The sequence below is a fragment of the Micromonospora sp. C31 genome, assembly GCF_018070575.1.
GTDB lineage: Bacteria > Actinomycetota > Actinomycetes > Mycobacteriales > Micromonosporaceae > Micromonospora.
This window is the reverse complement of the sequence record NZ_JAGPXN010000010.1, coordinates 189,767-211,773: the sequence shown is the minus strand read 5'-3', so window position 1 is coordinate 211,773 and position 22,007 is coordinate 189,767. Positions and strand designations below refer to the sequence as shown.

Genomic DNA, 22,007 nt, shown 5'->3' with positions numbered 1-22,007 from the left:
GGCCGGCACCCCGTCGGCGGGTGCCGCAGGCGACCCGCGGCGGTCAGGAGGCGCGGAGCAGCAGGTCCAGCTCGGTGACGTCGTACCACTCCAGCTCGTGGTCCTCGGCACCGTCGACCGTGAACTGCGCGTCCGGGTCGCCGGCCAGGGCCTCGGTGACCACCTCCGTCGCGGCGGAGACGTCCTCGACCGCGTCGGCGCCGTCCACGTGGACGGCCGCGACCGCGCCCACCGCCACGGGAGCGCCCAGCTCGACCGCGCTGGAGCCCAGCTCGCCGTCGCCCCGGCCCACCGCCGGGGCGGGCAGGTCCACCGAGACGACGACCCGGCGGCGGGGCGCGTCGGGGTCGGCCCGGAGCAGCTGCAACGCGTCCTGGGCGGCCCGGGTGAAGGCGACGTACTCCAGCTCCTCCTCGTCGCCCTCGGCGTACCACTCCCGCAGCGCGGGGGTCACGGCGTGCGCGGCGGCCACCGGCAGCCCGGGGCCTCGCAGTAGGGTCAGCATCGGGACGGTCGCCGGCACGTACACCCGGACAAGCTGCTCGGTCACCGGTCGTCTCCCCGCTCAGGTTCCGCGCCGGCCTGCGCCGGTCCCGGCCGATCATGCCCTATGCGGGACCCTCGCACATCGCGCACCTACCGGCCGGACGTGTCCCGCCGGTGTTTCCTTGTGGCGTGTCGCGGGAGGTCGCGCCCCGCCGGCTGGGCCACGTCGGTGGTCGGTGGCAAACTGAAGCAAACGACGTCAACCCCGGGGGTTCTCGTGGAGCCGAGGTTCCTGTTGCTCTCCGACGTGGCCACCGAGCTGAACGTGTCGGACTCGCAGGTCTACCACATGGTGCGCAGCGGCGAACTGGCCGCGATCAAGATCGGCGGGCGCGGCCAGTGGCGGGTGGAGCGCGCCCGACTGGAGGAGTACATCGAGCGCAAGTACGCCGAGACGGCCGAGTGGGTGCGGAGCAACCCCCTTGCCGAGCGCGACCCCGAGTAACCGTACCGATCCGCAGAGGCATTGACCGGAGGCTCTGCCGTGCCCGAGAATGGAGCCTGTCGAAGGCAAACGAAGGCAAACACAGGAATCATGGGAGGTTCACGGTGACCGACCCCCGCCGTCCCGGGCCGGCACGGCCTCCCGTCCGGCTGCGTCCCGCCCCCTCGTTCGAGCCGCCGTTCACCGACGACGACGCCGCCCACTGGCCAGCTCCGGGCCACGCCCAACTCGTGCTCGGCCTCTTCGAGCCGGCCCGACGCGAGACCGACCGGCCGCCCGGCCGACGGCAGCGGCCCACGCCGACCGGTCCCGGCCGTCACACCGCCGCACCGCTGCCACTGGACGCCCTGGTGACCGCCACCCCCGAGGCGACCCGGGCCGCCCAACGCTTCGTCCGCACCTGCCTGGAGGTGTTCAACGGCTACCGCCCGCCCGGGCAGCTCAGGCCGCTGCTCGACCCGACCCGGGCGGCCGGGCTGCTGCCCGAACTGGCCCGCGCCACCGCCCGCTCCGCTCCGGTCCGCCGCCGGTCGACTCGGCCCGCCGTACACCTGCGTCGGCTGCGGGTCTGCGAACCGCGCGCCGCCGCCGTCGAGGTCGCCGCGGTCCTCGCCGGGGCGGGCGGGCACAGCTGGGCGATGGCGCTGCGCCTGGAGCACCGCCGGGGCAGCTGGCTCTGCACGGCGCTTCAGGTCCTCTGAGACGAGGGCGAGCCGCGGTCGGCGAACGACCGCGGCTCGACTGCTCCGGACGGGCGCAGGCCCGCTCAACTGCTGGTCACGCGCCGCCGTTGGGGGCGCCGTGGCAGCGCTTGTACTTCCGGCCGGACCCGCACGGGCACGGCGCGTTGCGGGACGGGCCGTTGCCGGCCTCGGCCTGCCCCGACACCGCCCGCCGGTTGTTGGCGGCCGGGACGCGCGGGCCGGAAGCCGGGCGCTGCGGCGCCGCCGGGGCGGTCGTCCCCGGCGCGGCCGGGGCCGGGCCACCGACGCCCAACGCCGGCGCCTGTTGCTCCGCGCGCTCGACGGTCACCGCGCCGGCGCCGGCGCCGCCGTCGATGGTCGGCGCGGAATACTGCAGGCCCTGCTGCTGCGGCGCCCGGCCCAGGCCCTTGGCCCGGATCTCGACCGGCTTGTCGAGCAGCTGGACCTCCTCGGCCTCGGGCTCCGGCTCGTTGACCTGGACCTCGAGGTTGTAGAGGAAGCCGACCGTCTCCTCCTTGATGCCGTCCATCATGGTGGCGAACATGTCGAAGCCCTCGCGCTGGTATTCCACCACCGGGTCGCGCTGGGCGTACGCCCGCAGGCTGATGCCCTCCTGGAGGTAGTCCATCTCGTAGAGGTGCTCACGCCACTTGCGGTCGATGACCTGGAGCAGGACCATCCGCTCCAACTGGCGCGTGCCCTCCTCGCCGAGCTTCTCCTCGCGCCGGTCGTACGCGGCGTGCGCGTCATCCTTGAGGCGGGAGAGCAGGAAGTCCGCGTCGATGCCGGCCCGCGAGCCGCCCGCCTCCTCCTCCAGCCCCTCGATCGTGACGCCCACCGGGTAGAGCTGCTTGAGGCTGGCCCAGAGCTGCTCCAGGTCCCAGTCCTCGCCGTAGCCGTCGGAGGTGGCCCCCCGCACGTACGCCTCGACGACGTCGTCGATCATGTTGCGGACCTGGTCGGAGAGGTCCTCGCCGTTGAGCACCCGCAGCCGCTCGGCGTAGATCACCTGGCGCTGCTTGTTCATGACCTCGTCGTACTTGAGGACGTTCTTGCGGATCTCGGCGTTCTGGCCCTCGATCTGGGCCTGCGCGCTCTTGATCTGCTTGGTGACCATCTTCGACTCGATGGGCACGTCCTCCGGGATGTTGAAGCGCTCCATGACCGCCTCGACGGCGCCGGAGCGGAAGCGCTTCATCAGCTCGTCCTGGAGGGAGAGGTAGAAGCGGGACTCGCCCGGGTCACCCTGCCGGCCCGACCGGCCGCGCAGCTGGTTGTCGATACGGCGGGACTCGTGCCGCTCGGTGCCCAGCACGTAGAGGCCACCGGCGGCGGCCACCTCCTCCGCCTCGGCGTCACAGGCCTGCTTCCACTGGGGCAGGACCTCCTCCATCGCCTTGGCGTACTCCTCCTCCTGCTCGACCGGGTCGAGGCCGCGCTGGTGCAGCTCGTTGGCGGCGAGGAACTCGGCGTTGCCGCCGAGCAGGATGTCGGTGCCACGACCGGCCATGTTCGTCGCGACGGTGACGGCGCCCTTGCGCCCGGCCTGGGCGACGATCTCGGCCTCGCGGGCGTGGAACTTGGCGTTCAGCACGGAGTGCGGGATGCCGCGCCGGCGCAGCAGCTGGGAGATGATCTCGGAATTCTCGACCGAGACGGTGCCGACGAGCACCGGCTGACCCATCGCGTGCCGCTCGGCGATGTCCTCCACCACGGCGTTGAACTTGGCCTTCTCGGTCTTGTAGATCACGTCCGGCCGGTCCTGCCGGACCATCGGCCGGTGGGTCGGGATCGTCACCACGCCGACCTTGTAGACCTTGTTGAACTCGCCCGCCTCGGTCTGGGCGGTACCGGTCATGCCGGACAGCTTGTCGTAGAGGCGGAAGTAGTTCTGGAGGGTGATGGTGGCCAGGGTCTGGTTCTCCTGCTTGATCTCCACCCCCTCCTTGGCCTCGATGGCCTGGTGCATGCCCTCGTTGTAGCGGCGGCCGTGCAGGATGCGGCCGGTGAACTCGTCGACGATCAGGACCTCGCCGTCGCTGACGATGTAGTCCTTGTCGCGCTTGTAGAGCTCCTTGGCCTTGATGGCGTTGTTGAGGTAGCCCACCAGCGGGGTGTTGACCGACTCGTAGAGGTTGTCGATGCCCAGCCGGTCCTCGACCTTGGCCACGCCGCGTTCGGTGACCGCGATGGTGCGCTTGGCGTGGTCGACCTCGTAGTCGCCCTCACCGTCCTTGCCGGGCTGGAGCCGGGCCACCACGCCCGCGAACTCGCCGTACCAGCGGGCGGAGTGCTCGGCCGGGCCGGAGATGATCAGCGGGGTGCGGGCCTCGTCGATCAGGATCGAGTCGACCTCGTCGACCACGGCGAAGTTGTGCCCGCGCTGGACCAGCTCGTCCTTCGACCACGCCATGTTGTCGCGCAGGTAGTCGAAGCCGAACTCGTTGTTGGTGCCGTAGGTGATGTCGCACTCGTAGGCGGCCCGGTGCTCGGTGGCCGGCCGGTTGGGCAGCACCACCCCGACGGTGAGGCCGAGGAACTCGTGCACCTGCCCCATCCAGGCGGCGTCACGCTGGGCCAGGTAGTCGTTGACGGTGATGACGTGCACGCCGTTGCCGGAGAGCGCGTTGAGGTAGACCGGCATCACCGAGGTCAGGGTCTTGCCCTCACCGGTCTTCATCTCGGCGATGTTGCCGAAGTGCAGCGCCGCGCCGCCCATCACCTGGACGTCGTAGGGCCGCTGGCCGAGCACCCGGGCGGCCGCCTCGCGGCACACCGCGAACGCCTCCGGCAGCAGGTCGTCGAGGGTCTCGCCGTCGGCGAGCCGCTCCTTGAACTGGTCGGTCATGCCGCGCAGCTCGTCGTCGGTGAGGTTGACGTAGTCGTCCTCGATCGAGTTGACGGCGGCGGCGATCGCCTTGAGCCGGCGCACCATACGGCCCTCGCCCGCGCGGAGGACCTTTTCCAGAATCGACACGGATCAACGCTCCCCTAGACAGTCTCGAACCATCGTAGGCGCTCCATCGGCGCGATGGTCACTGGTGGCGGCCCTCCGAGCCGGCGAAACCGACATAACACGCCCGACTCGCGCCGCCCGGCCGAAATCCGGTTACGCCGTCCGCGAACGGTCCGGCACGATGGCTCGGGTGGAACCTGTCGAGATCACCGAGGACGGTCTGTTGCTGCGACCCTGGCGGGCGACCGACGCCGACGCGGTGCACCGGGCGTGCCAAGACCCGGACATCCAGCGCTGGACCACCGTACCGCGTCCATACCTGCCCGAACACGCGCACAGGTTCGTGACCGAGGCGGCCACGACGGACTGGGCGGCGGGCATCGCGGCACCGTTCGCGGTCTGCGACGCCGCAACCGGCGAACTGGTCGGCTCCTGCGGGCTGGTCTCGATCGACCCCATCCTGCGCTCCGGCGAGATCGGCTACTGGACCGCGCCCTGGGCCCGGGGCGCGGGCGTGAGCGTCCGGGCCGCCCGGGCCGTCGCCCGCTGGGCCTTCGCCTCGCTGCGGCTGCGCCGGCTGATCTGGCAGGCAGAGGTGGGCAACCACGCCTCCCGCCTGGTCGCGTTCCGGGCGGGTTTCCGCGTCGAGGGCCGACTGCGGCTCGCCGACCCCGCCCCCGGCGGCAGCCCAGAGGGCTGGATCGGCTCGCTGCTCCCCGGCGAGGTGCCCGCCCCCGGGGAGACCGGTCCGGCCGGCCCGGGCACCCTCCAGGCCCGTCGCGCCGCCGTCTTCGGCGCACCGCCGCCCGTCCTCTTCGCCACCACCGGGGCCACCGAGGTGCGGCTGCGCCCGATGGAGGAGCACGACCTCGACGCGATCGTCGACACCTGCCGGGACCCGGAGACCATCCGCTGGACCAGCGTGCCCGACCCGTACGAGCGGGCGGACGCCGAGTCGTACCTCCACCACACCCGCGGCACCTGGGCGGGCGGCAGCAGCGCCTGCTTCGTGGTCGCCGACGCCGACGACCGGTACGTCGGCACGATCGACCTGCGGCTCTCCGCCGCCGACCCGCTGCTGGCCGACGTGGGTTTCATGGCCGACCCCCGGGCCCGGGGCCGGGGCCACCTGTCGGCCGCGCTGACCGCGCTCGGCACCTGGGGCTTCACCACGCTGGGCCTGGCCCGCATCGAGTGGCGGGCCAACGTCGGCAACACCGCCTCCCGCCGGGTCGCCGAGAAGGCCGGCTTCACCGTCGAGGGCATCGCCCGGGGCGGGCTCACCCACCGCGACCAGCGGGTGGACGTCTGGGTCGGCGCGCTGCTCGCAGCAGACCTGACGTGACGCCGGAGGTGATCGAGGCCGACGGGGTGCGGCTGCGGCAGTTCCGCCCCGGCGACGCCGCCGACCTCGCCGCCGGCTGCGGCGACCCGGTCAACCTGCGGTTCAACCCCGGCATGCCGCAGCCGTACACCGAGGCCGACGCCCGGTGGTGGATCGCCGAGGGAGCCCCGGCGGCCTGGGCCGCCGGCGGGGCCGCGTACGCCATCGCCGACCCGACCACCGACCGGCTGGCCGGCGGCGCGGGCATCGGCCAGGTCGTGACGCCGCGGCGGCAGGCGGAGGTGGGCTACTGGGTCGCGCCGTGGGCCCGGCGGCGCGGGATCGCCACCGCCGCGACGCGGGCCCTGGCCGACTCCGCGCTGCGGCACGGCTTCCACCGGCTGGAGCTGCTGACCCACGCCGAGAACCCGGCCAGCCAGCGGGTGGCGCTCGCCGCCGGCTTCCGCCACGAGGGGGTACGCCGGGCGGCCGGCCAGCTGCGCGGCGGCGGCCGGGCGGACCTGCTGGCGTGGGTACGGCTCGCCGACGACCCGCCCGGTCCCGCACACCGGCCGCTGCCGGACCTGCCCGAGGGCCGGCTCACCGACGGCGTGGTGACCCTGCGCCGGCTCGGCCCGGACGACGTCGACCTGATGTTCCGCCTGCACTCGCTTCCGGAGGTGGTGGCGAACCAGGCCCCGCCGGTGCCGCCGGCCCGGGCGTCCATCGAGCGACGCTGCCTGCTGGCCGAGAGCGCGTGGCTCACCGGCGCCATCGCCCGCCTGCTGATCCTCGACGCGGTCACCGGCGAGCCGGCGGGCAGTTGCGGGCTCAGCATCTCCGATCCGGAGGCCGGTGAGGGGTCGGTCGGCTACGCGCTCCTGCCCGAGCGGCGGGGACGCGGACTGGCCACCGCGGCGGTGCGGCTCCTGGCCGGCTGGGCGTTCGGCCCGGCTGGGCTCGCCCGGCTGGTCGCCGGCACCGTGCCCGACAACACCGCCTCGCACGGGGTGCTGGAGCGGGTGGGATTCCGCCGGGAGGGCCTGCTGCGCGGGCGGCTGCCGGGGCTGTCCGGCACCCGCCTCGACGACCTGGTCTTCGGGCTGCTCCCCGACGAACTCCGCTGACGGCCCGGCAGGATCAGAGGGCGAGGGAGATGATCCCGTAGTCGTAGGCGTGCCGCCGGTAGACGACGCTCGGGCGGCCGGACTCCTTGTCCTGGAACAGGTAGAAGTCGTGGCCGACGAGTTCCATCTGGAACAGGGCGTCGTCGACGGTCATCGGCTCGGCGGGGTGCACCTTCTCCCGCGCGATGTGCCAGGGCTGGTCGTGCTCCTCCTCCTCGACCCGTTCGGCCACGGCGGTGGCCGTGCCGGCGCCGTCGGGGGACGCGCCCAGCGGTGCGTCGAGACCGGCTACCGGCAGACCGGCGGTGGCGGCGGCGACGGAGAGCGGCGCGTGTCGACCACGGTGGACGCGGCGGCGGTCGGCCGCCCGGCGCAGCCGGGTGTCCAGCTTGGCGATGGCCGCGTCGAGCGCGCTGTAGAAGTCGTTCGTGCAGGCCTCCGCCCGGATCACCGGGCCACGGGAAACGCAGGTGATTTCGACGCGCTGGCAGTGGTCCGCCTGGCGCGGATTGCGCTCATGGAAAAGCTCTACATCGACACGGATAAGTTTGTGGTCGTAGCGTTCGATCTTCGCGAGTTTATCCGCCACGTGCACCCGGTAGTGATCCGGCACCTCGACGTTACGGCCCTTGACCACGATGTCCATGTGACCTCCCTAGTTCGGACGGTCGTTCGTTCCAACATCCGGTCGCGCGCCCCCGGGGGAGGTCCCACTCGGCGTCGACCGGTCAGTGCGGCTACGCCTCCTTTCGCCGCCGGGGGCGGATGGAAAGAGCCCTACCCCCGACACGAAAACGCTAACTCCAATTCGCCCGACAGTCACCCCCGGCCGCCAGGACGGCCCACAATTTTTCACCGCCCATACACCATCGGGTGAAACGGAGACACGCAGCGCTACGGCCGGTGCCGTTTCTCGGTCGCGGCGAGCACCGCGGCGACCGTCGGTGACAGCCCGCTCGCGCCGAGCACCCGCCCCACCGCGGCGAGGGTGGCCCCGGTGGTGAGGATGTCGTCGAGCACCACCACCGCCCCGCCGGGCGCGGACGGTGACCGCGGGCGGACCCGGAAGGCCGACTCCGCCGCCGCCGCCCGGCCGGCGCTGTCCAACGTCACCGAGTCGGGGCGGGGCAGGGCCCGCAGGGGGCGGCGCACCCGCACCGGCCAGCCCGCCCGGCGCAGCCGGTCCGCACAGTGCCGGGTCAGCCGGCCGAGGTGGTCGCCGAAGCGGGCGCGGGCCGCCGCCGCGGTGTCCGGCACCGGCACCAGCGTCACCGGGCGGACCTCGCCCACCCCGGCCGCCACGACCTCGGCGAGCAGCGCCCCCAGCGGCCGGGCCAGCCCGTGCCGGCCGTGGTCCTTGTACGCCAGCAGCGCCTCCCGCAGCGGGCCGCCGTACGGGCCGAGGGCGACGCAGGGCGGCAGGCCGGGCGGGGCGGGAGTGGGGCGTACGGCCCGGGGGCGCAGCGCGCCGAGCGCCGCCACGCACCCCGGGCAGACGCCGTGCCGCAGCCCCGGCCGGCGTTCCCGGCAGCCGGCGCACTCCACGGGCAGCACCAGGTCGGTGAGGTCCGCCCAGAGCCCGCCGAGGTCCCGCACGGAGATCAGTAGAGGAAGAAGGGGGCGGTCGGGTTGCCGGCACGCGCCCCGGCCGACGGCGGCGTGACCTCCTGCACCTGCTCCGGCTGGATCCGCTCGAACGGGCCGCTGCGGTACGCGACCCCGTTCGCCTCGTACATCGCGGCGCCGAGGCGGCCCACGGCGTTCGCCGGGTACGCGGCGAGGTGTGTCACCCGGGCGCCGATCTTGTCCTCCAGCCGGCTCTCCCGGGCGCCGTCCACGCTGACCTCGTAGACCGCCGGGCGACCGACCGCGCCCGCGAGGACCAGGGTGTTCTCGCCGTACCAGTCGACGGCCGACAGGCTGGTCAGCCGGGTGTGCAGCCGACGGGCCGGGCCCGGGGTGCCCCCCGCACCGTCGGGGCTGAGGGCCGCGACGTAGAGCGTGCCCCCGGCGATGACGGCGATCCGGTGGCCGTCCAGCGAGGCCGCCACCGCCGTCACCGGGCCGGGTACGCCCAGCGACACGGCGGTGAGCTGTGCCTGCGTGTCGAAGCGGTACAGGCTTCCGTCGGCGACCACCAGCCCGGCCGACTGTCCCCGGTACGTCGAGCGCAGCCAGACGGGTCGGCTCATGGCGGCGTAGCCCTTGGCACTACGGGTGAACGTGGTCACCTGATCGGTGCCGGTGCCGACCGAGAGCCACTGGCGGTCGGCGTCGCTGACCACCAGCGCCGCCAGGATCCGGTTGTCGGCGCGGCTGAGCCCGGCCGAGACGACGTTCCGGTTCGCCTTGGCGTCCACGGGCACCGGGCCGCTCGGCTCACCGGTGTAGGCCAGCGGGTGCACGGCACCCTCGTAGACGCAGAACCGCTGGAAGCTCTCCGGGAGCTGGTGCACCGGGCGTTCCAGGCGGCGCCGCTCCAGGTCGGGGATGAACTCCTGGGACTGATTGCGGATCTTGATGTCGAGCGGCCCGTCGAGGTCCGGCAGCGACCAGGCGAGCTGGGTGCCGAGCTGCTCCAGCCGGACCTTGTCCTCCGGCATCTCCAGGTCGACCTCCCAGCGGCCGTCCGTCCGGGTGGCGTTGTTGATCAGGCGGGTGCCGTCCGGCAGCCGGCGTACGGCCGTGCCGAGCCAGGCCGAGGGGCCGGCGGTCAACCACTTGACGACCTCGCTGACCCGTCGCTCGTCCGGCACGGCGAGGGGCAGGTAGCGCTGGTCGGGGACGAGCCGGCTGCGGTCGTTGTTCCAGAAGTAGATCGTCCGGCTCTGGTAGTACGTCTCCAGCGCCTCGACGCTGAGCAGCAGCGCGGTCGGCGGGTTCGCCACGTACAGACCGCCGTCCGTGAGGCCCTCCCGCCCGGCCTGGCTGCGCAGCTCGAAGGTGTAGGTCGTGGTGCTCGTTTCCGGCGGGGCCAGCGTGCCGTCCGTGCGCAGCTGCCCGACCTGCTGCACCTTGAGGGTGACCTCGGTGCGGTCCGGGGCGTAGACGATGACCGGCTCCTCGGTGAGCCGGACGACTGCCAGCGTGACCTCGCTGCCCTGCTTCACCTGGAGGCGGTCGCGGTCGCTCGGCGCGAGGAACTGCCGGACGCGTTGGTAGGCCCGGTCCGGCTCGCCGGCCGCGGCGGAGAGGAAGTTCTCGACGAACTGCTCGGCGTCGGTGCCGCTCGCGCTCCGGCTCGGGGGCTCGCCCCGGCTGCCGCTGGTCGAGCCCGCCTCCACCGCCGGCCCCGGCCCCTTCACCTGGACCCCGGTGTTCTCCGGGATGCCGCAACCGGCCGCGCCGCCCAGCAGCAGCGCGCCGCCGAGCAGCCCGGCGATCAGCCGACGCCTCACGATCCCACCTCCGCGTGCCCGCCGTTGCCCGGCCGCCCCGGACCGACGGCCAGCGCGCCGTCGGCGCCCGGACCGATCGCGAGCGCGCCGTCGGCGCCCGGACCGATCGCGAGCGCGCCGTCGGCGCCGGGGCCGATGGCCAGCAGCCCGCCCGCCCGGGGCCCGCCGAAGGGCAGCGCGGCGTCGGCCGGGACCAGCCGCAGCGGCGAGGTGGTCAAGCGGTCACCGGCCCGCGACGGCAGGGTGAGCCGGAACTGGGCGCCCTGCCCGGGCGCGCCCCAGGCCTCCAGCCAGCCGCCGTGCAGCCGGGCGTCCTCCAGGCTGATCGACAGGCCCAGCCCGGTGCCGCCGGTCTGCCGGGCCCGGGACGGATCGGCCCGCCAGAAGCGGTTGAACACCAGCTTCTCCTCGCCCGGCTTGAGCCCCACCCCGTGGTCGCGGACGGTGATCGCCACCGCCGTGTCGTCCACCGCGAGCGTGATCAGCACCGGCTTGGCCTCGCCGTGCTCGACGGCGTTGCCGACCAGGTTGCGCAGCACCCGCTCCACCCGCCGGGGGTCCACCTCGGCGATCACCGGGGTGCCGGGGACGTCCAGCTCGATGTCCACCCCGACGCGCTCCGCGAGGCCGGCCAGCCGGTCGGCCACCCGGTGTACGACCGGCACCAGGTCGGTCGGCTCGGAGTCGAGCATGGCGAAGCCGGCGTCGAAGCGGCTGATCTCCAGCAGGTCGGTCAACAGCTCCTCGAACCGGTCCAGCTCGGCCTGGAGCAACTCGGCGCTGCGCGCCACCGCCGGGTCGAACTCGTCGCGCTCCGCGAAGATCAGGTCGGCGGCCATCCGGACCGTGGTCAGCGGGGTGCGCAGCTCGTGCGAGACGTCGGAGGTGAAGCGGCGTTGCAGCCGGGACATCTCCTCCAGCCGCAGGATCTGCCGTTGCAGGTTGGTCGCCATCTGGTTGAACGACGCGGCGAGCAGGGCGAGGTCGTCCTCGCCGTTGACCACCATGCGCTGGTCGAGCAGGCCGGCGGAGAGCCGCTGGGCCGTACGGGCGGCGACCCGCACCGGGGTCACCACCAGCCGGGTGACCAGGCCGGCGAGCAGGCCGAGCAGCAGCACCAGGGCCGCCCCGGTGGCGGCCACCGTGTCCCGGACGTCGGCGGCCGTGGCGTCCTGCCGGGCCAGCGGCACGAGGTAGTAGAGCTCCACCTGACCGAACTTCGTGGGCACGGGCGAGCCGTAGACCAGGTATTTCGTGCGCTCCTCGCCGAGGCGGCCGGTGCGGATCTGGCTGGCGACCTTCCCCCCGGCGACGGTCTCGCGCAGCTCCGGGCTGATCAGCGGGCGGACGTTGACCGCGGGCGAGGAGCGGGGCTGGATGGCGTCGGCGTGGTTGTCGGCGACCAGCGCCACGATCACGCCGGTGGTCTGCTGCGGGTCACCGCCGGCCAGGTAGTTGACCGTGCCCTCGATGGTCTCCTGGAGCTGCGTCTCCTGCGGCTGGTTGTAGAGGCCGAACTGCTTAGCCGCGTAGTCCGCGCCGCTGCCCAGCCGCACCCGCACGTCGGTCTCGACGTTCTCCACCAGGATTCCGGTGATCTTGTCGGCGATCAGGTAGGCGAAACCGCCCACCAGCAGGCTGGACGCGACCAGTGTGATGGTCACCACCCGCAGCTGGAGCGACCGCCGCCAGGCCTGGTGCAGGCCGGCGAGCAGGTGGGCGGACCGGCCGTGCACGCCACGCCACAGCTCCCGCGCGGCGACGTGCCGGCGCGGAGCTGCCGTCGGGGGGTCCGGGATGGGGGAGGTGGCCACAGTGTGACCAGGCTATCCGGTGCCCGCCTTGTAGCCCACGCCTCGCACGGTGAGGATGATTTCCGGCCGCTCCGGATCGGGCTCGATCTTGGCCCGCAGCCGCTGCACGTGCACGTTGACCAGCCGCGTGTCCGCCGCGTGCCGGTAGCCCCAGACCTGCTCCAGCAGCACCTCGCGGGTGAAGACCTGGCGCGGCTTACGGGCGAGCGCGACCAGCAGGTCGAACTCCAGCGGCGTGAGCTTCACCTCCTCGCCGTCGCGGCTGACGGTGTGCGCAGGCACGTCGATGGTGATCTGGTTGCCGGGCGGCCCGATGGTCAGCATCTCCGGGGCGACGTCCTCGCCGCGGCGCAGCCGCGCCCGCATCCGGGCGACCAGCTCCTTGGGCTTGAACGGCTTGACCACGTAGTCGTCGGCCCCGGACTCCAGGCCGAGGACCACGTCGACGGTGTCGCTCTTGGCGGTGAGCATGACGATCGGCACACCCGACTCGGCCCGGATCGACCGCGCCACGTCGATGCCGCTCATGCCGGGAAGCATGAGGTCGAGCAGGACGATGTCGGGGCGGTTCTCGCGGAACGCGGCCAGCGCCCGCTCGCCGTCGGCGACGAAGGAGGGCAGGAACCCCTCGCTGCGCAGCACGATGCCGAGCATCTCGGCAAGCGCGGGGTCGTCGTCGACCACCAGTACCCGGGCTCTCATGGGGTTAATGTTTCCATCCCCTTCAGTTCGGTGGGATCCCCGTCACCCGGCACGCTACTGCCGTGGGACGTCGCCGCCCAGCAGCAGGTGCCCGGCGTCGCCGCCCCGACGTGCGGGTCCACCCGATCGGAACGGGCGTGTCACCATGATCCCCGCGTGCGCCGTCAGGCGCCACCGCCGTCCCTCCCCAGGAGTACGCGTGCCCGACGCCGGCCCGACCGCCGTGCTCCCGCGCCGCCCCCTCACGGTCGGCGAGCTGCTGGACTCCGCGGTCCTGCTGCTGCGCGGCCAGGCCCGGGTGCTGGTGCCGGCCGCCCTCGCGCTGGCCGTGGCCGAGCAGCTCCTGCTGTACCCGCTGCGCCTCGCCGCCGGCACGGCGCCACCCGTCTGGTTCCTGGAGTTCGGGCGGTTCGGGGCGTACTGGCTGCTGCTGGCGGTGGGGGCGGCCACCGAGGCGGTGGTCGTCCTGCTGCTGGGCAACCCGGCCGCCCGCGCCGCCGGGGCCGCGCTGTTCGACCGCGCGGTCGGCCCCCGGGAGCTGCTCCGGCCGGCCGGCGCGCGCTGGGGCGCCACCCTGCTGCTGGCCGTCCTGGTCGGCGCGGTGATGTGCGGGCTCGCGCTGTTCGGGCCGGCGTGGATCGTCGGCTTCGCCCTGCTCGGCGCCGTCGCGCCGGCGCTGGTCGTGGACCGGGTGCACCCGCTGCGGGCCCCGCTGCGCTCGGCCGCCCTGGCCGTCCGGGGCGCCGGCCGGGCCGGCTGGATCCGGCTGCTCGGCTACCTGGTGTGGTGGATCGTCCGCCTGGGCCTCGGCATCGGCGTCTACCTCGGGCTGGAGTCGTTCGACCTCGTCGACCGGGCCTGGGCCGGCTGGCTGTCGCTGGCCGTCTGGGCGGGTGTGAACAGCGTCGCCTACCCGGCGCTGGCCTGCCTGGACGCGGTGCTGCACCTGGAGACCCGGATGCGTACCGAGGGACTGGACATCCGGCTCTCCCGGGCCCGGACGGGCACGCCCGAGGCGGTCCTGCTGGCGGCCGGGCGATGAGCTTCAGCCGGTGGTGGACCGAGACCACCGCGGCGCTCGGCGACCGGGTGCCGCTGCCCCTGGTCGCGCTGCTGCTGGTGCTCGCCGCGGTGCTGGTCGCGGCCGGCTGGTACACGTTCCCGTCCTGGGTCCCCCGGCGGCTGCCCCGGCTGCGCCGACGCCGCCGCGGGCCGTCGCCGCCGGCGGCCACGCAGCCGGTCGTCCCCGCGCCCCGCGAGCCGGAGCTGCCGGCCGCCGCGTACGTCTGCCTCGCGGACCGGCTCGCCGCCGAGGGCCGGTACGCCGAGGCCGTCCGGGAACGGCTGCGGGCGATGGTCCGGGAGCTGGCCGCCCACCGCGTGGTGCAGCCGCAGCCCGGGATGACGGTCGTCGAGCTGGTGCGGGCCGCGACGGACACCAGCCCGCGGATCGGCCCGCCGCTCGGCGCCGCCGGGGCGATCTTCTCCGAGCTCTGGTACGGCCAGCGCCCCGCCTCGGCCGAGCACGACCACCGGATGCGGGAGCACGCCGCCGAGCTGGACCGGGTGCTGACCGGCCGACCCGAGGACGGGCCCCCAGCATGAGCGCACACGCCACCGCCGCCCCACCGGCCGGACGGGCCGACGCCGCTCCCCGGCGTCGACGCCGCCGCCACCGGCTGCTGATCCCGCTGGGCCTGGCCGCGCTGCTGCTGAGCACCACCCTGGTCACCCACGCGGTCGACCAGCCCGACCCCGACGAGCGGGGGTTCCTCTCCCCGGTCGCGACCGGAGACGACGGCGGCAGCCGGCTCGCCGACGCGCTGCGCGGGCGGGGCGTCACCGTGCAGCGGGAGACGGACCCGCTGCGGGCGCTGCTGGCCGTCCGCGGCGGGGCGGCCACGCTCTTCGTGCCCGCGCCGGCGCTGCTGCACCCGGACACGGTCGGCGCCCTGGGCTCGCTGCCCCCGACCACCAGGCTGGTGCTGGTGGACCCGCCGCGCCGGGTGCTGGAGGCGGTCCGGCTACCGGTGGAACCGGCCGGCCGCCGGTGGGCCGCGCAGGCGGTGGGGCCGGACGCGCGGGACCTGCCCTGCCCGTTGCCCGAGCTGCGCCAGCTCGGGCGGGCGGCGGTCGGGCTGCAACGCTACGCGGTCGCCCCGGGCGGATCCTCGGCCGTCCGGTTCTGCTTCGGCGACGGGCTCGCCCTGCTCCCCCGGCCCTCCGACGGCATGGTGGTGGTGGGCGCCAGCGATCCGTTCCGCAACGAGCGGATCGACGAGTGGGACAACCGGGCGTTCGCCACCGCGCTGCTCGGCGGGCCCGGTCGGGTGGTGTGGCTCGACCTGGACGGCCCCGAACCCCCGCCGGTCTTCGGCGAGGGCAGCACCGGCCGCCCGGCCTGGTCGCCCACGCCGGGCGGCTCCACCGGAGTCGGCGGACCGGGCGACGGCGACGGCACCGGCGACGATGGTCCCGGCGGCCCCGGCGGGAACTCCGACGGCGACAGCGACAGCGAGGGCACCGGGGACGATTCGCGGGCCGACCGGCCCGACCCGCCGAACCCGCTCTGGTCCGCCTTCCCCGGCTGGCTGTGGGCGTTGCTCGCCCAGCTCGCCGTGGCCGCCCTGCTGGCCGCGCTCTGGCGGGCCCGTCGGCTCGGCCCGCCGGCCCCGGAGCCGCTGCCGGTGATGGTCCGCTCGGCCGAGACGGTGCTCGGCCGGGCCCGCCTGTACGAGAAGGCCGGCGCCCGGGACGCGGCCGCGCGGACGCTGCGGGCCGCCGCCCTCGACCGGCTGAAGTCCCGGCTGCACCTGCCGCCGACCGCGCCGCCGGCCGACGTGGCCGCCGCGATCGCCGAGCGCACCGGCGACGCCCCCCGGTGGGCCGACGAGGTGCTGCACGGCGCCGCGCCCGAGACCGATCGGGAACTGCTGGACCTGGCCCGCGCGCTGGACCGGCTGACCCGCGCCGTCGCCCCGCACGCCGCCGCCGGACCGTACCCGCCCGCCGGAGCCCCGCCCACGGCCGCGGTGCCGTTCCAGGGGCCGCCCCCGGCCGCCGCACCGCCCGCCGAGGGGCCGCCCCCGCCCGCCGGACCGCATCCGCACCGAGCCGAAGGAGACCCCCGGTGACCCGACCCGCCGGCACCGCCGAGCCGTCGACCATCGAGCCCGTCGATCCCCGCGCCGCCCTGCACCGGCTGCGCGCCGAGGTCGCCAAGGCGGTCGTCGGGCAGGACGCGGTCGTCACCGGCCTGGTGATCGCTCTGCTCTGCCGCGGGCACGTGCTGCTGGAGGGCGTGCCGGGCGTGGCCAAGACCCTGCTGATCCGCACCGTGGCCACCGCCCTCGACCTGGGGTCGAAGCGGGTGCAGTTCACCCCGGACCTGATGCCGGGCGACGTCACCGGGTCGCTGATCTTCGACCCGCACACCGCCGCCTTCACCTTCCGCGAGGGGCCGGTCTTCACCAACCTGCTGCTCGCCGACGAGATCAACCGGACGCCGCCGAAGACCCAGTCGGCGCTGCTGGAGGTCATGGAGGAGCGGCAGGTCTCGGTGGAGGGCGAACGGCGGCCGCTGCCCGACCCGTTCATCGTCGCCGCCACCCAGAACCCCATCGAGTACGAGGGCACCTACCCACTGCCGGAGGCGCAGCTCGACCGGTTCCTGCTCAAGCTCACCGTGCCGCTGCCCAACCGGGACGAGGAGCTGGGGGTGCTCCGCGCGCACCACGCCGGCTTCGACCCACGCGACCTGACCGCTGCCGGCGTACGGCCGGTGGCCGACGCGGCCGACCTGGCGGCGGCCCGGGCCGCGGTCGGCCGGGTGCACGTGGCCGAGCCGCTCTTCGGGTACCTGGTCGACCTCTGCCGGGCCACCCGCAACACTCCGGCGCTGGAGCTGGGCGCCTCGCCCCGGGGTGCCACCGCGCTGCTCAACACGGCCAAGGCGTGGGCCTGGCTGGCCGGCCGCGACCACGTCGTACCGGACGACGTGAAGGCGGTCGCCCGGCCGACGCTGCGGCACCGGCTGCGGCTGCGTCCCGAGGTGGAGCTGGAGGGCGTCGGCGTGGACGCGGTGCTGGACACGGTGCTGGCCACCGTGCCGACGCCGCGATGACCTGGCGGGCGGCGCTCCTGCTGGCGGTCGGCGCGCTGACCCTGCCGGCCTGGCCGGCGCCGTTCGCCGGGCTGCTGGTGATGACCGGGGCGGTGCTGCTGCTGGTGCTGCTCGACCGGGTGCTGGCCGCGCCGCCGGGCGCGCTCACGGCCACCCGGCAGGGCGACCGCGCGGTCCGGCTCGGCGGCACCGCCACCGTCGCGCTGCTGCTGCACAACCCCTCCGGCCGTACGCTGCGGGCCAAGGTCCGCGACGCCTGGGTGCCCTCCGCCGGTGCCCGCCCCGACGTGCCCCCGTCGCGGCTGGTACGCGTCGAGCCGGGCGCAGCCGTGGCGCTGCCCAGCCGGCTCACCCCGCTGCGGCGGGGCGACCGGCCGGCGGTCGCGCTGACGGTGCGCTCGTTCGGGCCGCTGGGGCTCGGGTTCCGGCAACGCGCCGGCCGGCCGGCCACGCCGCCGTGGACGGTGCGCGTGCTGCCCCGCTTCGACTCCCGCCGGCACCTGCCCGAGAAGTTGTCCCGGCTGCGGGTCATCGACGGCACCCAGGTCAGCCGCGGGCGGGGCCACGGCACCGAGTTCGACACCCTCCGCGAGTACGTGGTCGGCGACGACGTCCGCTCGATCGACTGGCGGGCGAGCGCGCGCCGGGCCGACGTGCTGGTGCGTACGTGGCGGCCGGAGCGCGACCGCCGGCTGCTGTGCGTGCTGGACACCGGGCGGACCTCGGCGGTGCGGGTCGGCGACGAGCCCCGGCTGGACACCGCGATCGACGCCGCGCTGCTGCTGACCGCCCTCGCCGCCCGCGCCGGCGACCGGGTCGACGTGCTCGCCGCGGACACGGCGGTCCGGGCCACGGTCACCGGCACCGGCGGGCCGGCCCTGCTCCCGCGCGTGGTGCACGCCCTCGCTCCGCTCCAGCCGACGTTGGCGGAGACGGACTTCGACCTGATCGCCGGCGAGCTGCTGCGCCGGCAGCGCCAGCGCAGCCTGGTGGTGCTCTTCACCGCGCTGGAGGCGGGCGCCCTTGGCGAGGGGCTGCTGCCCGTGCTCCCCCGGCTGGCCGCCCGGCACCGGGTGGTGATCGCGGCGACGCACGACCCGGTGCTGACCGCCCTCACCACCACCGTCCCGCAGCGCCCGGCGGACGCCTACGCCGCGGCGGCCGCCTGGCGGGCCCTGGCCGAACGCGACCGCGTCCGCACCGCCCTGGCCCGCCACGGCGTGACGGTCGTGGACGCCCCGGCGGGCCGCCTGGCCCCCACCCTGGCCGACACCTACCTCCGCCTGAAGTCCCTGGCCCAACTCTGACCCACCCCATCCACCCCACCACCGACATACCCCCCGTTGATCATGAAGTTATTGCCCGTCCACCCGGCGTGTCACGGCAACAACTTCATGATCAACGAGATCTGGGTGGGTGGCGCGGCGGCCGAGGAGCACCACGTACGCCAGGAAGGCGAGCCAGACGGCGGCGCCCACGGCGACACGCAGCGCAACCGGCACGGGCGCGGGGGTCACGAACGCCTCGATGACGGCGGACACCGCGAAGAGCCCCACCAGCCCGACCGCGACCAGGACGCCCTCGCGGCCGGCCCGGGCCACCGCCTGCCCCCGGGTGAGCTGCGTCGGTGGTGCGATCCAGGACCACCCGATGCGCAGGCCCACCCCGGCGGCCACGAAGACCCCGGTGAGCTCCAGCAGCCCGTGCGGGGTGATCAGGCCGAAGAAGACGTCCGCGCGGCCGTGGGCGACCATCACTCCGCCGACCACGCCGATGTTGAGGGCGTTCTGCCAGAGCAGGTAGAGCACCGGGACGATCAGCACCCCGGCGGCGAGGCACTGGGCGGCGAGCCAGGCGTTGTGCGTCCACAGGTGGAAGGCGAACGTCGGCGCGGCGAACTCGGTGTAGTAGCCGGCGAACCCGGACTCGACCAGGTCGGCGGCCGCCTCGTCGCCGATGAAGGCCGCCGCCGTCTCGGGGTTGCCCGCCACGAACCAGATCAGGAAGAGGCTGAGCAGGCTGAAACCCGTCGCCACCCCGCACCACCAGGGCCAGGCGCGGTAGACCGCGGCGGGGAAGCCGGCCACGAGGAACCGCCCGACCGCCGCCCACGACGGGCGCGGGCGGCCGGTGAGCCGGGCCCGGGCGCGCAGCACCACCTGGGAGAGCTGGCTGACCAGCGCCGGGTCGGGTGAGCGGCTGCGCAGCACCGACAGCTGGGTGGTCGCCCGCTGGTAGAGGGCGACCAGCTCGTCGATCTCGGCGGCGTCGAGCCGGCTACGCCCGGAGAGCTCCTCCAGCCGCCGCCACTGTCCGCCGTGTTCCGCGACGTACGCGTCGAGATCCACCGTCACCCCCGTCCGGGGATCATAGTGTTCACTGTCGGGGTGAGCGCACAACCGCGGCCGCCGGCCCGACCCGCCCCCTGGGGGGACGCCGGGCTGGTCAGCGGGGAGGCCGTGGAGCTGGACGTCCGGGCCGCCCGGATCGGCTCCCGGGTGCTCGCGCTGCTGCTCGACGTCCTGGCCCAGGTGGCCCTGATGCTGGTGCTGTCCATGACCGTCGGCATCGCGCTGCTCAACCTGCCGGAGGGGCTGGTCGACGGCGCCCTGGCCGGCGGGCTCGCGACGGTGGGCCTGATCCTGGTGCTGGTCGGCTACCCGGTGCTGTGCGAGCGGCTCAACCACGGCCGCACGCTGGGCAAGATGGCGGTGGGGCTGCGGGTGGTCAGCGCCGACGGCGCACCGGTCGCGGCGCGGCAGTCGCTGACCCGGGCGCTGGTCGGCGTGGCCGTGGAGTGGCCCGGCCTGGTACTGCCGCTGTTGAGCTGGGTGGCCGGGGTGACGGTGATGGTGACCGACCGGCGCGGGCGTCGGCTCGGCGACCTGGTCGCGGGCACGCTGGTAGTGCACACCCGGGCGGCGACCGCCTGGCGGCCGGTCCCGACGGCGGTGCCCGCGCTGGCCGGCTGGGCGTGCACGGTGGACCTGAGCCGGTTGGACGACGACCTGGCGTTGGCCGCCCGGCAGTACCTGGCCCGGGTGCACCAGCTCGCGGAGCCGGCGCGCGGGCGGCTGGGGCGCGGCCTGTGGGCCGAGGTCGCCGCGGTGATCGCGCCGCCCCCGCCCGCGGGCATGCCCGAGTCGGTCTACCTGGCCGCGGTCCTCGGCGAGCGGCACCGGCGGGCGCGCTACCGGCTGGGGCTCGGCCGGACGGCCGCCGCGACACTCTGGCCCGAGCTGGTGCCGGGTCGGCCCGCGCCGGCCGGCGTGGGCCCACCGCCCGGTAGTTGAGCGGTGGCCGGGCAGGCGGGCCGGGCGCCGGCTGTGGCAGGATCCGGCTCGCCCCTACCGAGACAGGATCACCGTGGCCGACGACCTGTTCACCCCCACGATCGCGCCGGCGGCGTACGAGGCGCGACGCCCGCCCTGGCGGCCCCAGTCGCTGATCTTTCCCGCCGTGTTCGGCGGTCCGGCGGCCGTCACCGTGCTGGCCCTGGTCAACGGGCGTCGGCTCGGGGTGTCCCGCCCGGCCCAGCTGGCGATGCTCGGCGCCGGGCTGGCCGGGCTGGTCGCCCGGCTGACCATCACGCTCGCGATCTTCGACGAGGAGGCTGACCGGCCCGTACGGCTGGTCGGGGCGCTGGCCGGCGGGCTGGTCTGGCTCGCGGCCGCCGCCACGCAGAAGCGTCCGTTCCGGGCGTACGAGCTGCGCGGCGGCCGGCCCGCGTCGCTGTGGCTGCCCGGCCTCACCGCGGTGCTCCTGCTCGGCTTCGCCGAGACCGTCCTGGTCTTCCTGGTGGCGGGCGCGTGACCGCCCCGGAGAGGCAGCTCGCCCGGGTGGCCCAGCTGCTGGAGGTGAACCGCCCGGAGCAGGCCCTGACGGAGGTCGACCGGCTGCCCGCCCCGCTGGCCACCAGCCCGCTCGCGTTCCGGCTGCGGGCGGGCGCGCTGACCGTGCTCGACCGCTGGGACGACGTGGTGGCCGTGGCCCGGCAGGGGCTCGCCGAGCACGGCCCGGACGCCGAACTGCTGGGCCGGCTCGGCCTGGCGCTGCGCCACCGTCGCGAGCACGCCCTCGCCGAGCGGGCGCTGCTCGACGCGCTCGCCATCGAGCCGCAGCACCCGTGGCTGCTCTGCCAGTACGCCGACCTCTGCTCGGCCGTCGGCCAGACGGACAAGGCGGAACGCCTGGTGGCCCGCGCGGCGGCGGTCGCGCCGGAAGCGCCGGCAGTCTTCGCCGCACGGTTCCAGCTCGCGTACGCCCGGGGGGACGACCGGGCGGCCGAGCGGGTCGCCCGGGAGTTCGTCGGTGCGTGGCCGGGCAATCCGGTGGCGCTCGCGCTGCACGGCGTCGCCGCCGCCCAGCGCGGTCGGGTGGGCACCGCGCACCGCGCCTTCGGGCAGGCGGCGGCCCACGACCCGACCGACGCCGACTACGCCGACGCCGCCTGGGAGACCCGGGTGTACGCGCATCCGCTGCTGCTGCCGTTGCGCCCGCTCCACCGGCTGGGGATCTTCCGCACCTGGCTGCTCGCGGTGGGCGTGATCGTGCTGCTCACGGCCGCCGGCCTGAACCTGCTCGGCGGCCTGTTCGCCCTGGCTTGGATGCTCTTCTGCGTCTGGTCGTGGATCGCTCCACCGCTGGTCCGCCGGATGGTGCTCGGCCGGTGGCGGTCGTGAGGGCGTTCGGGCCGTGGCTGGCCGTCCTCGCCGTGGTGCTGCTGCTCGACGCGCTGGGCCTGCGCGCGCTGGCCGCCGTGGTCTCGGTGGCCTGGCTCGTCTGGTGTGTGTGGAGCTGGGTCCGCCCCGCCCGCCGCCGCGTCCGCCGGGACTGACCGCACGACGACCCGCGCCGGCCGTCGTGCC

The 22,007-nt window shown here is 75.0% G+C and carries 21 protein-coding genes; 13 read left to right on the top strand and 8 right to left on the bottom strand.

The window, feature by feature from the left end; translation table 11 throughout:
* Nucleotides 1-43: 43 nt before the first annotated feature.
* The gene (locus KBX06_RS16050; RefSeq protein WP_210835533.1) at nucleotides 44-550 is read right to left on the bottom strand and encodes a hypothetical protein; all 507 of its coding nucleotides are present in this window, start codon (nucleotides 548-550) and stop codon (nucleotides 44-46) included.
* Nucleotides 551-763: 213 nt separating this feature from the next.
* On the opposite strand from KBX06_RS16050, the gene KBX06_RS16045 reads away from it, so the two are divergent.
* Together KBX06_RS16045 and KBX06_RS16040 are read left to right on the top strand one after the other, a co-directional pair.
* Nucleotides 764-991: a helix-turn-helix domain-containing protein gene (locus KBX06_RS16045; protein ID WP_210835532.1), complete on the top strand. Its 228-nt coding sequence runs from the start codon at nucleotides 764-766 to the stop codon at nucleotides 989-991.
* 104 nt (nucleotides 992-1,095) lie between these two features.
* The gene (locus KBX06_RS16040) at nucleotides 1,096-1,692 is read left to right on the top strand and encodes an Rv3235 family protein (RefSeq protein WP_210835531.1); all 597 of its coding nucleotides are present in this window, start codon (nucleotides 1,096-1,098) and stop codon (nucleotides 1,690-1,692) included.
* A 76-nt stretch (nucleotides 1,693-1,768) separates the two neighbouring features.
* Here the strand turns inward: KBX06_RS16040 and secA are convergent, their stop codons facing one another.
* Nucleotides 1,769-4,672, bottom strand: coding sequence for a preprotein translocase subunit SecA (gene secA / locus KBX06_RS16035; protein ID WP_210835530.1), 2,904 nt, complete (start codon nucleotides 4,670-4,672; stop codon nucleotides 1,769-1,771).
* A gap of 160 nt (nucleotides 4,673-4,832) precedes the next feature.
* Here secA and KBX06_RS16030 point away from each other — a divergent pair, with 160 nt between their 5' ends.
* Both KBX06_RS16030 and KBX06_RS16025 read left to right on the top strand, forming a co-directional pair.
* Complete coding sequence (locus tag KBX06_RS16030) at nucleotides 4,833-5,996, top strand: GNAT family N-acetyltransferase (protein WP_247685977.1); 1,164 nt, start codon at nucleotides 4,833-4,835, stop codon at nucleotides 5,994-5,996.
* Entirely contained in the window at nucleotides 5,993-7,102 is a 1,110-nt protein-coding gene (locus tag KBX06_RS16025) for a GNAT family N-acetyltransferase (protein ID WP_210835528.1), read from the top strand. The genes KBX06_RS16030 and KBX06_RS16025 overlap by 4 nt, the downstream gene beginning before the upstream one ends.
* 13 nt (nucleotides 7,103-7,115) lie before the next feature.
* On the opposite strand, the gene hpf is transcribed toward KBX06_RS16025, so the two are convergent.
* From hpf to mtrA, 5 genes are all read right to left on the bottom strand, one after another.
* Nucleotides 7,116-7,748: a ribosome hibernation-promoting factor, HPF/YfiA family gene (hpf, locus tag KBX06_RS16020; RefSeq protein WP_210835526.1), complete on the bottom strand. Its 633-nt coding sequence runs from the start codon at nucleotides 7,746-7,748 to the stop codon at nucleotides 7,116-7,118.
* A 248-nt stretch (nucleotides 7,749-7,996) separates the two neighbouring features.
* Nucleotides 7,997-8,698 (bottom strand): ComF family protein, encoded by a 702-nt coding sequence (locus KBX06_RS16015; RefSeq protein ID WP_210835524.1) that lies wholly within the window; start codon nucleotides 8,696-8,698, stop codon nucleotides 7,997-7,999.
* 5 nt (nucleotides 8,699-8,703) lie between these two features.
* Nucleotides 8,704-10,500, bottom strand: a complete 1,797-nt coding sequence (locus KBX06_RS16010) for an LpqB family beta-propeller domain-containing protein (RefSeq protein ID WP_210835522.1) — start codon at nucleotides 10,498-10,500, stop codon at nucleotides 8,704-8,706.
* On the bottom strand, nucleotides 10,497-12,314 hold the full coding sequence (mtrB, locus tag KBX06_RS16005; RefSeq protein WP_210835521.1) for an MtrAB system histidine kinase MtrB: 1,818 nt from the start codon (nucleotides 12,312-12,314) through the stop codon (nucleotides 10,497-10,499). Before mtrB ends, KBX06_RS16010 begins: the two co-directional genes overlap by 4 nt.
* Before the next feature lie 12 nt (nucleotides 12,315-12,326).
* Nucleotides 12,327-13,016 carry an MtrAB system response regulator MtrA gene (gene mtrA, locus KBX06_RS16000; protein WP_210835520.1) on the bottom strand — a complete coding sequence of 230 codons (690 nt, stop codon included), beginning with the start codon at nucleotides 13,014-13,016 and terminating at the stop codon, nucleotides 12,327-12,329.
* Between the two features lie 199 nt (nucleotides 13,017-13,215).
* On the opposite strand from mtrA, the gene KBX06_RS15995 reads away from it, so the two are divergent.
* The 5 genes from KBX06_RS15995 to KBX06_RS15975 are packed head-to-tail and all read left to right on the top strand — an operon-like array spanning nucleotide 13,216 to nucleotide 18,446.
* Nucleotides 13,216-14,058, top strand: a complete 843-nt coding sequence (locus KBX06_RS15995) for a hypothetical protein (protein WP_210835519.1) — start codon at nucleotides 13,216-13,218, stop codon at nucleotides 14,056-14,058.
* Nucleotides 14,055-14,621 carry a DUF4129 domain-containing protein gene (locus tag KBX06_RS15990; protein ID WP_210835518.1) on the top strand — a complete coding sequence of 189 codons (567 nt, stop codon included), beginning with the start codon at nucleotides 14,055-14,057 and terminating at the stop codon, nucleotides 14,619-14,621. The genes KBX06_RS15995 and KBX06_RS15990 overlap by 4 nt, the downstream gene beginning before the upstream one ends.
* On the top strand, nucleotides 14,618-16,150 hold the full coding sequence (locus KBX06_RS15985; protein ID WP_247685976.1) for a DUF4350 domain-containing protein: 1,533 nt from the start codon (nucleotides 14,618-14,620) through the stop codon (nucleotides 16,148-16,150). The genes KBX06_RS15990 and KBX06_RS15985 overlap by 4 nt, the downstream gene beginning before the upstream one ends.
* Nucleotides 16,147-17,139: a MoxR family ATPase gene (locus KBX06_RS15980; RefSeq protein WP_210835516.1), complete on the top strand. Its 993-nt coding sequence runs from the start codon at nucleotides 16,147-16,149 to the stop codon at nucleotides 17,137-17,139. Before KBX06_RS15985 ends, KBX06_RS15980 begins: the two co-directional genes overlap by 4 nt.
* The gene (locus tag KBX06_RS15975; protein ID WP_210835514.1) at nucleotides 17,136-18,446 is read left to right on the top strand and encodes a DUF58 domain-containing protein; all 1,311 of its coding nucleotides are present in this window, start codon (nucleotides 17,136-17,138) and stop codon (nucleotides 18,444-18,446) included. The genes KBX06_RS15980 and KBX06_RS15975 overlap by 4 nt, the downstream gene beginning before the upstream one ends.
* A 48-nt stretch (nucleotides 18,447-18,494) precedes the next feature.
* On the opposite strand, the gene KBX06_RS15970 is transcribed toward KBX06_RS15975, so the two are convergent.
* Entirely contained in the window at nucleotides 18,495-19,493 is a 999-nt protein-coding gene (locus tag KBX06_RS15970; RefSeq protein ID WP_307854647.1) for a stage II sporulation protein M, read from the bottom strand.
* Nucleotides 19,494-19,526: 33 nt separating this feature from the next.
* Here KBX06_RS15970 and KBX06_RS15965 point away from each other — a divergent pair, with 33 nt between their 5' ends.
* From KBX06_RS15965 to KBX06_RS15950, 4 genes are all read left to right on the top strand, one after another.
* Nucleotides 19,527-20,432, top strand: a complete 906-nt coding sequence (locus KBX06_RS15965; RefSeq protein WP_307854646.1) for an RDD family protein — start codon at nucleotides 19,527-19,529, stop codon at nucleotides 20,430-20,432.
* Between the two features lie 73 nt (nucleotides 20,433-20,505).
* Entirely contained in the window at nucleotides 20,506-20,952 is a 447-nt protein-coding gene (locus KBX06_RS15960; RefSeq protein WP_210835511.1) for a hypothetical protein, read from the top strand.
* A complete protein-coding gene (locus tag KBX06_RS15955) occupies nucleotides 20,949-21,821 on the top strand; it encodes a tetratricopeptide repeat protein (protein ID WP_210835510.1) in 873 nt (290 codons plus the stop codon). The genes KBX06_RS15960 and KBX06_RS15955 overlap by 4 nt, the downstream gene beginning before the upstream one ends.
* Nucleotides 21,809-21,976, top strand: coding sequence for a hypothetical protein (locus KBX06_RS15950; RefSeq protein WP_210835647.1), 168 nt, complete (start codon nucleotides 21,809-21,811; stop codon nucleotides 21,974-21,976). The genes KBX06_RS15955 and KBX06_RS15950 overlap by 13 nt, the downstream gene beginning before the upstream one ends.
* Nucleotides 21,977-22,007 lie beyond the last annotated feature (31 nt).

Bases quoted from the DNA above. Each gene is read 5' to 3' on its own strand.
- KBX06_RS15975 (WP_210835514.1), top strand. From the start codon at position 17,136: ATGACCTGGCGGGCGGCGCTCCTGCTGGCGGTCGGCGCGCTGACCCTG.
- KBX06_RS15985 (WP_247685976.1), top strand. From the start codon at position 14,618: ATGAGCGCACACGCCACCGCCGCCCCACCGGCCGGACGGGCCGACGCC.
- KBX06_RS16030 (WP_247685977.1), top strand. From the start codon at position 4,833: ATGGCTCGGGTGGAACCTGTCGAGATCACCGAGGACGGTCTGTTGCTG.
- hpf (WP_210835526.1), bottom strand. From the start codon at position 7,748: ATGGACATCGTGGTCAAGGGCCGTAACGTCGAGGTGCCGGATCACTAC.
- KBX06_RS15990 (WP_210835518.1), top strand. From the start codon at position 14,055: ATGAGCTTCAGCCGGTGGTGGACCGAGACCACCGCGGCGCTCGGCGAC.
- mtrA (WP_210835520.1), bottom strand. From the start codon at position 13,016: ATGAGAGCCCGGGTACTGGTGGTCGACGACGACCCCGCGCTTGCCGAG.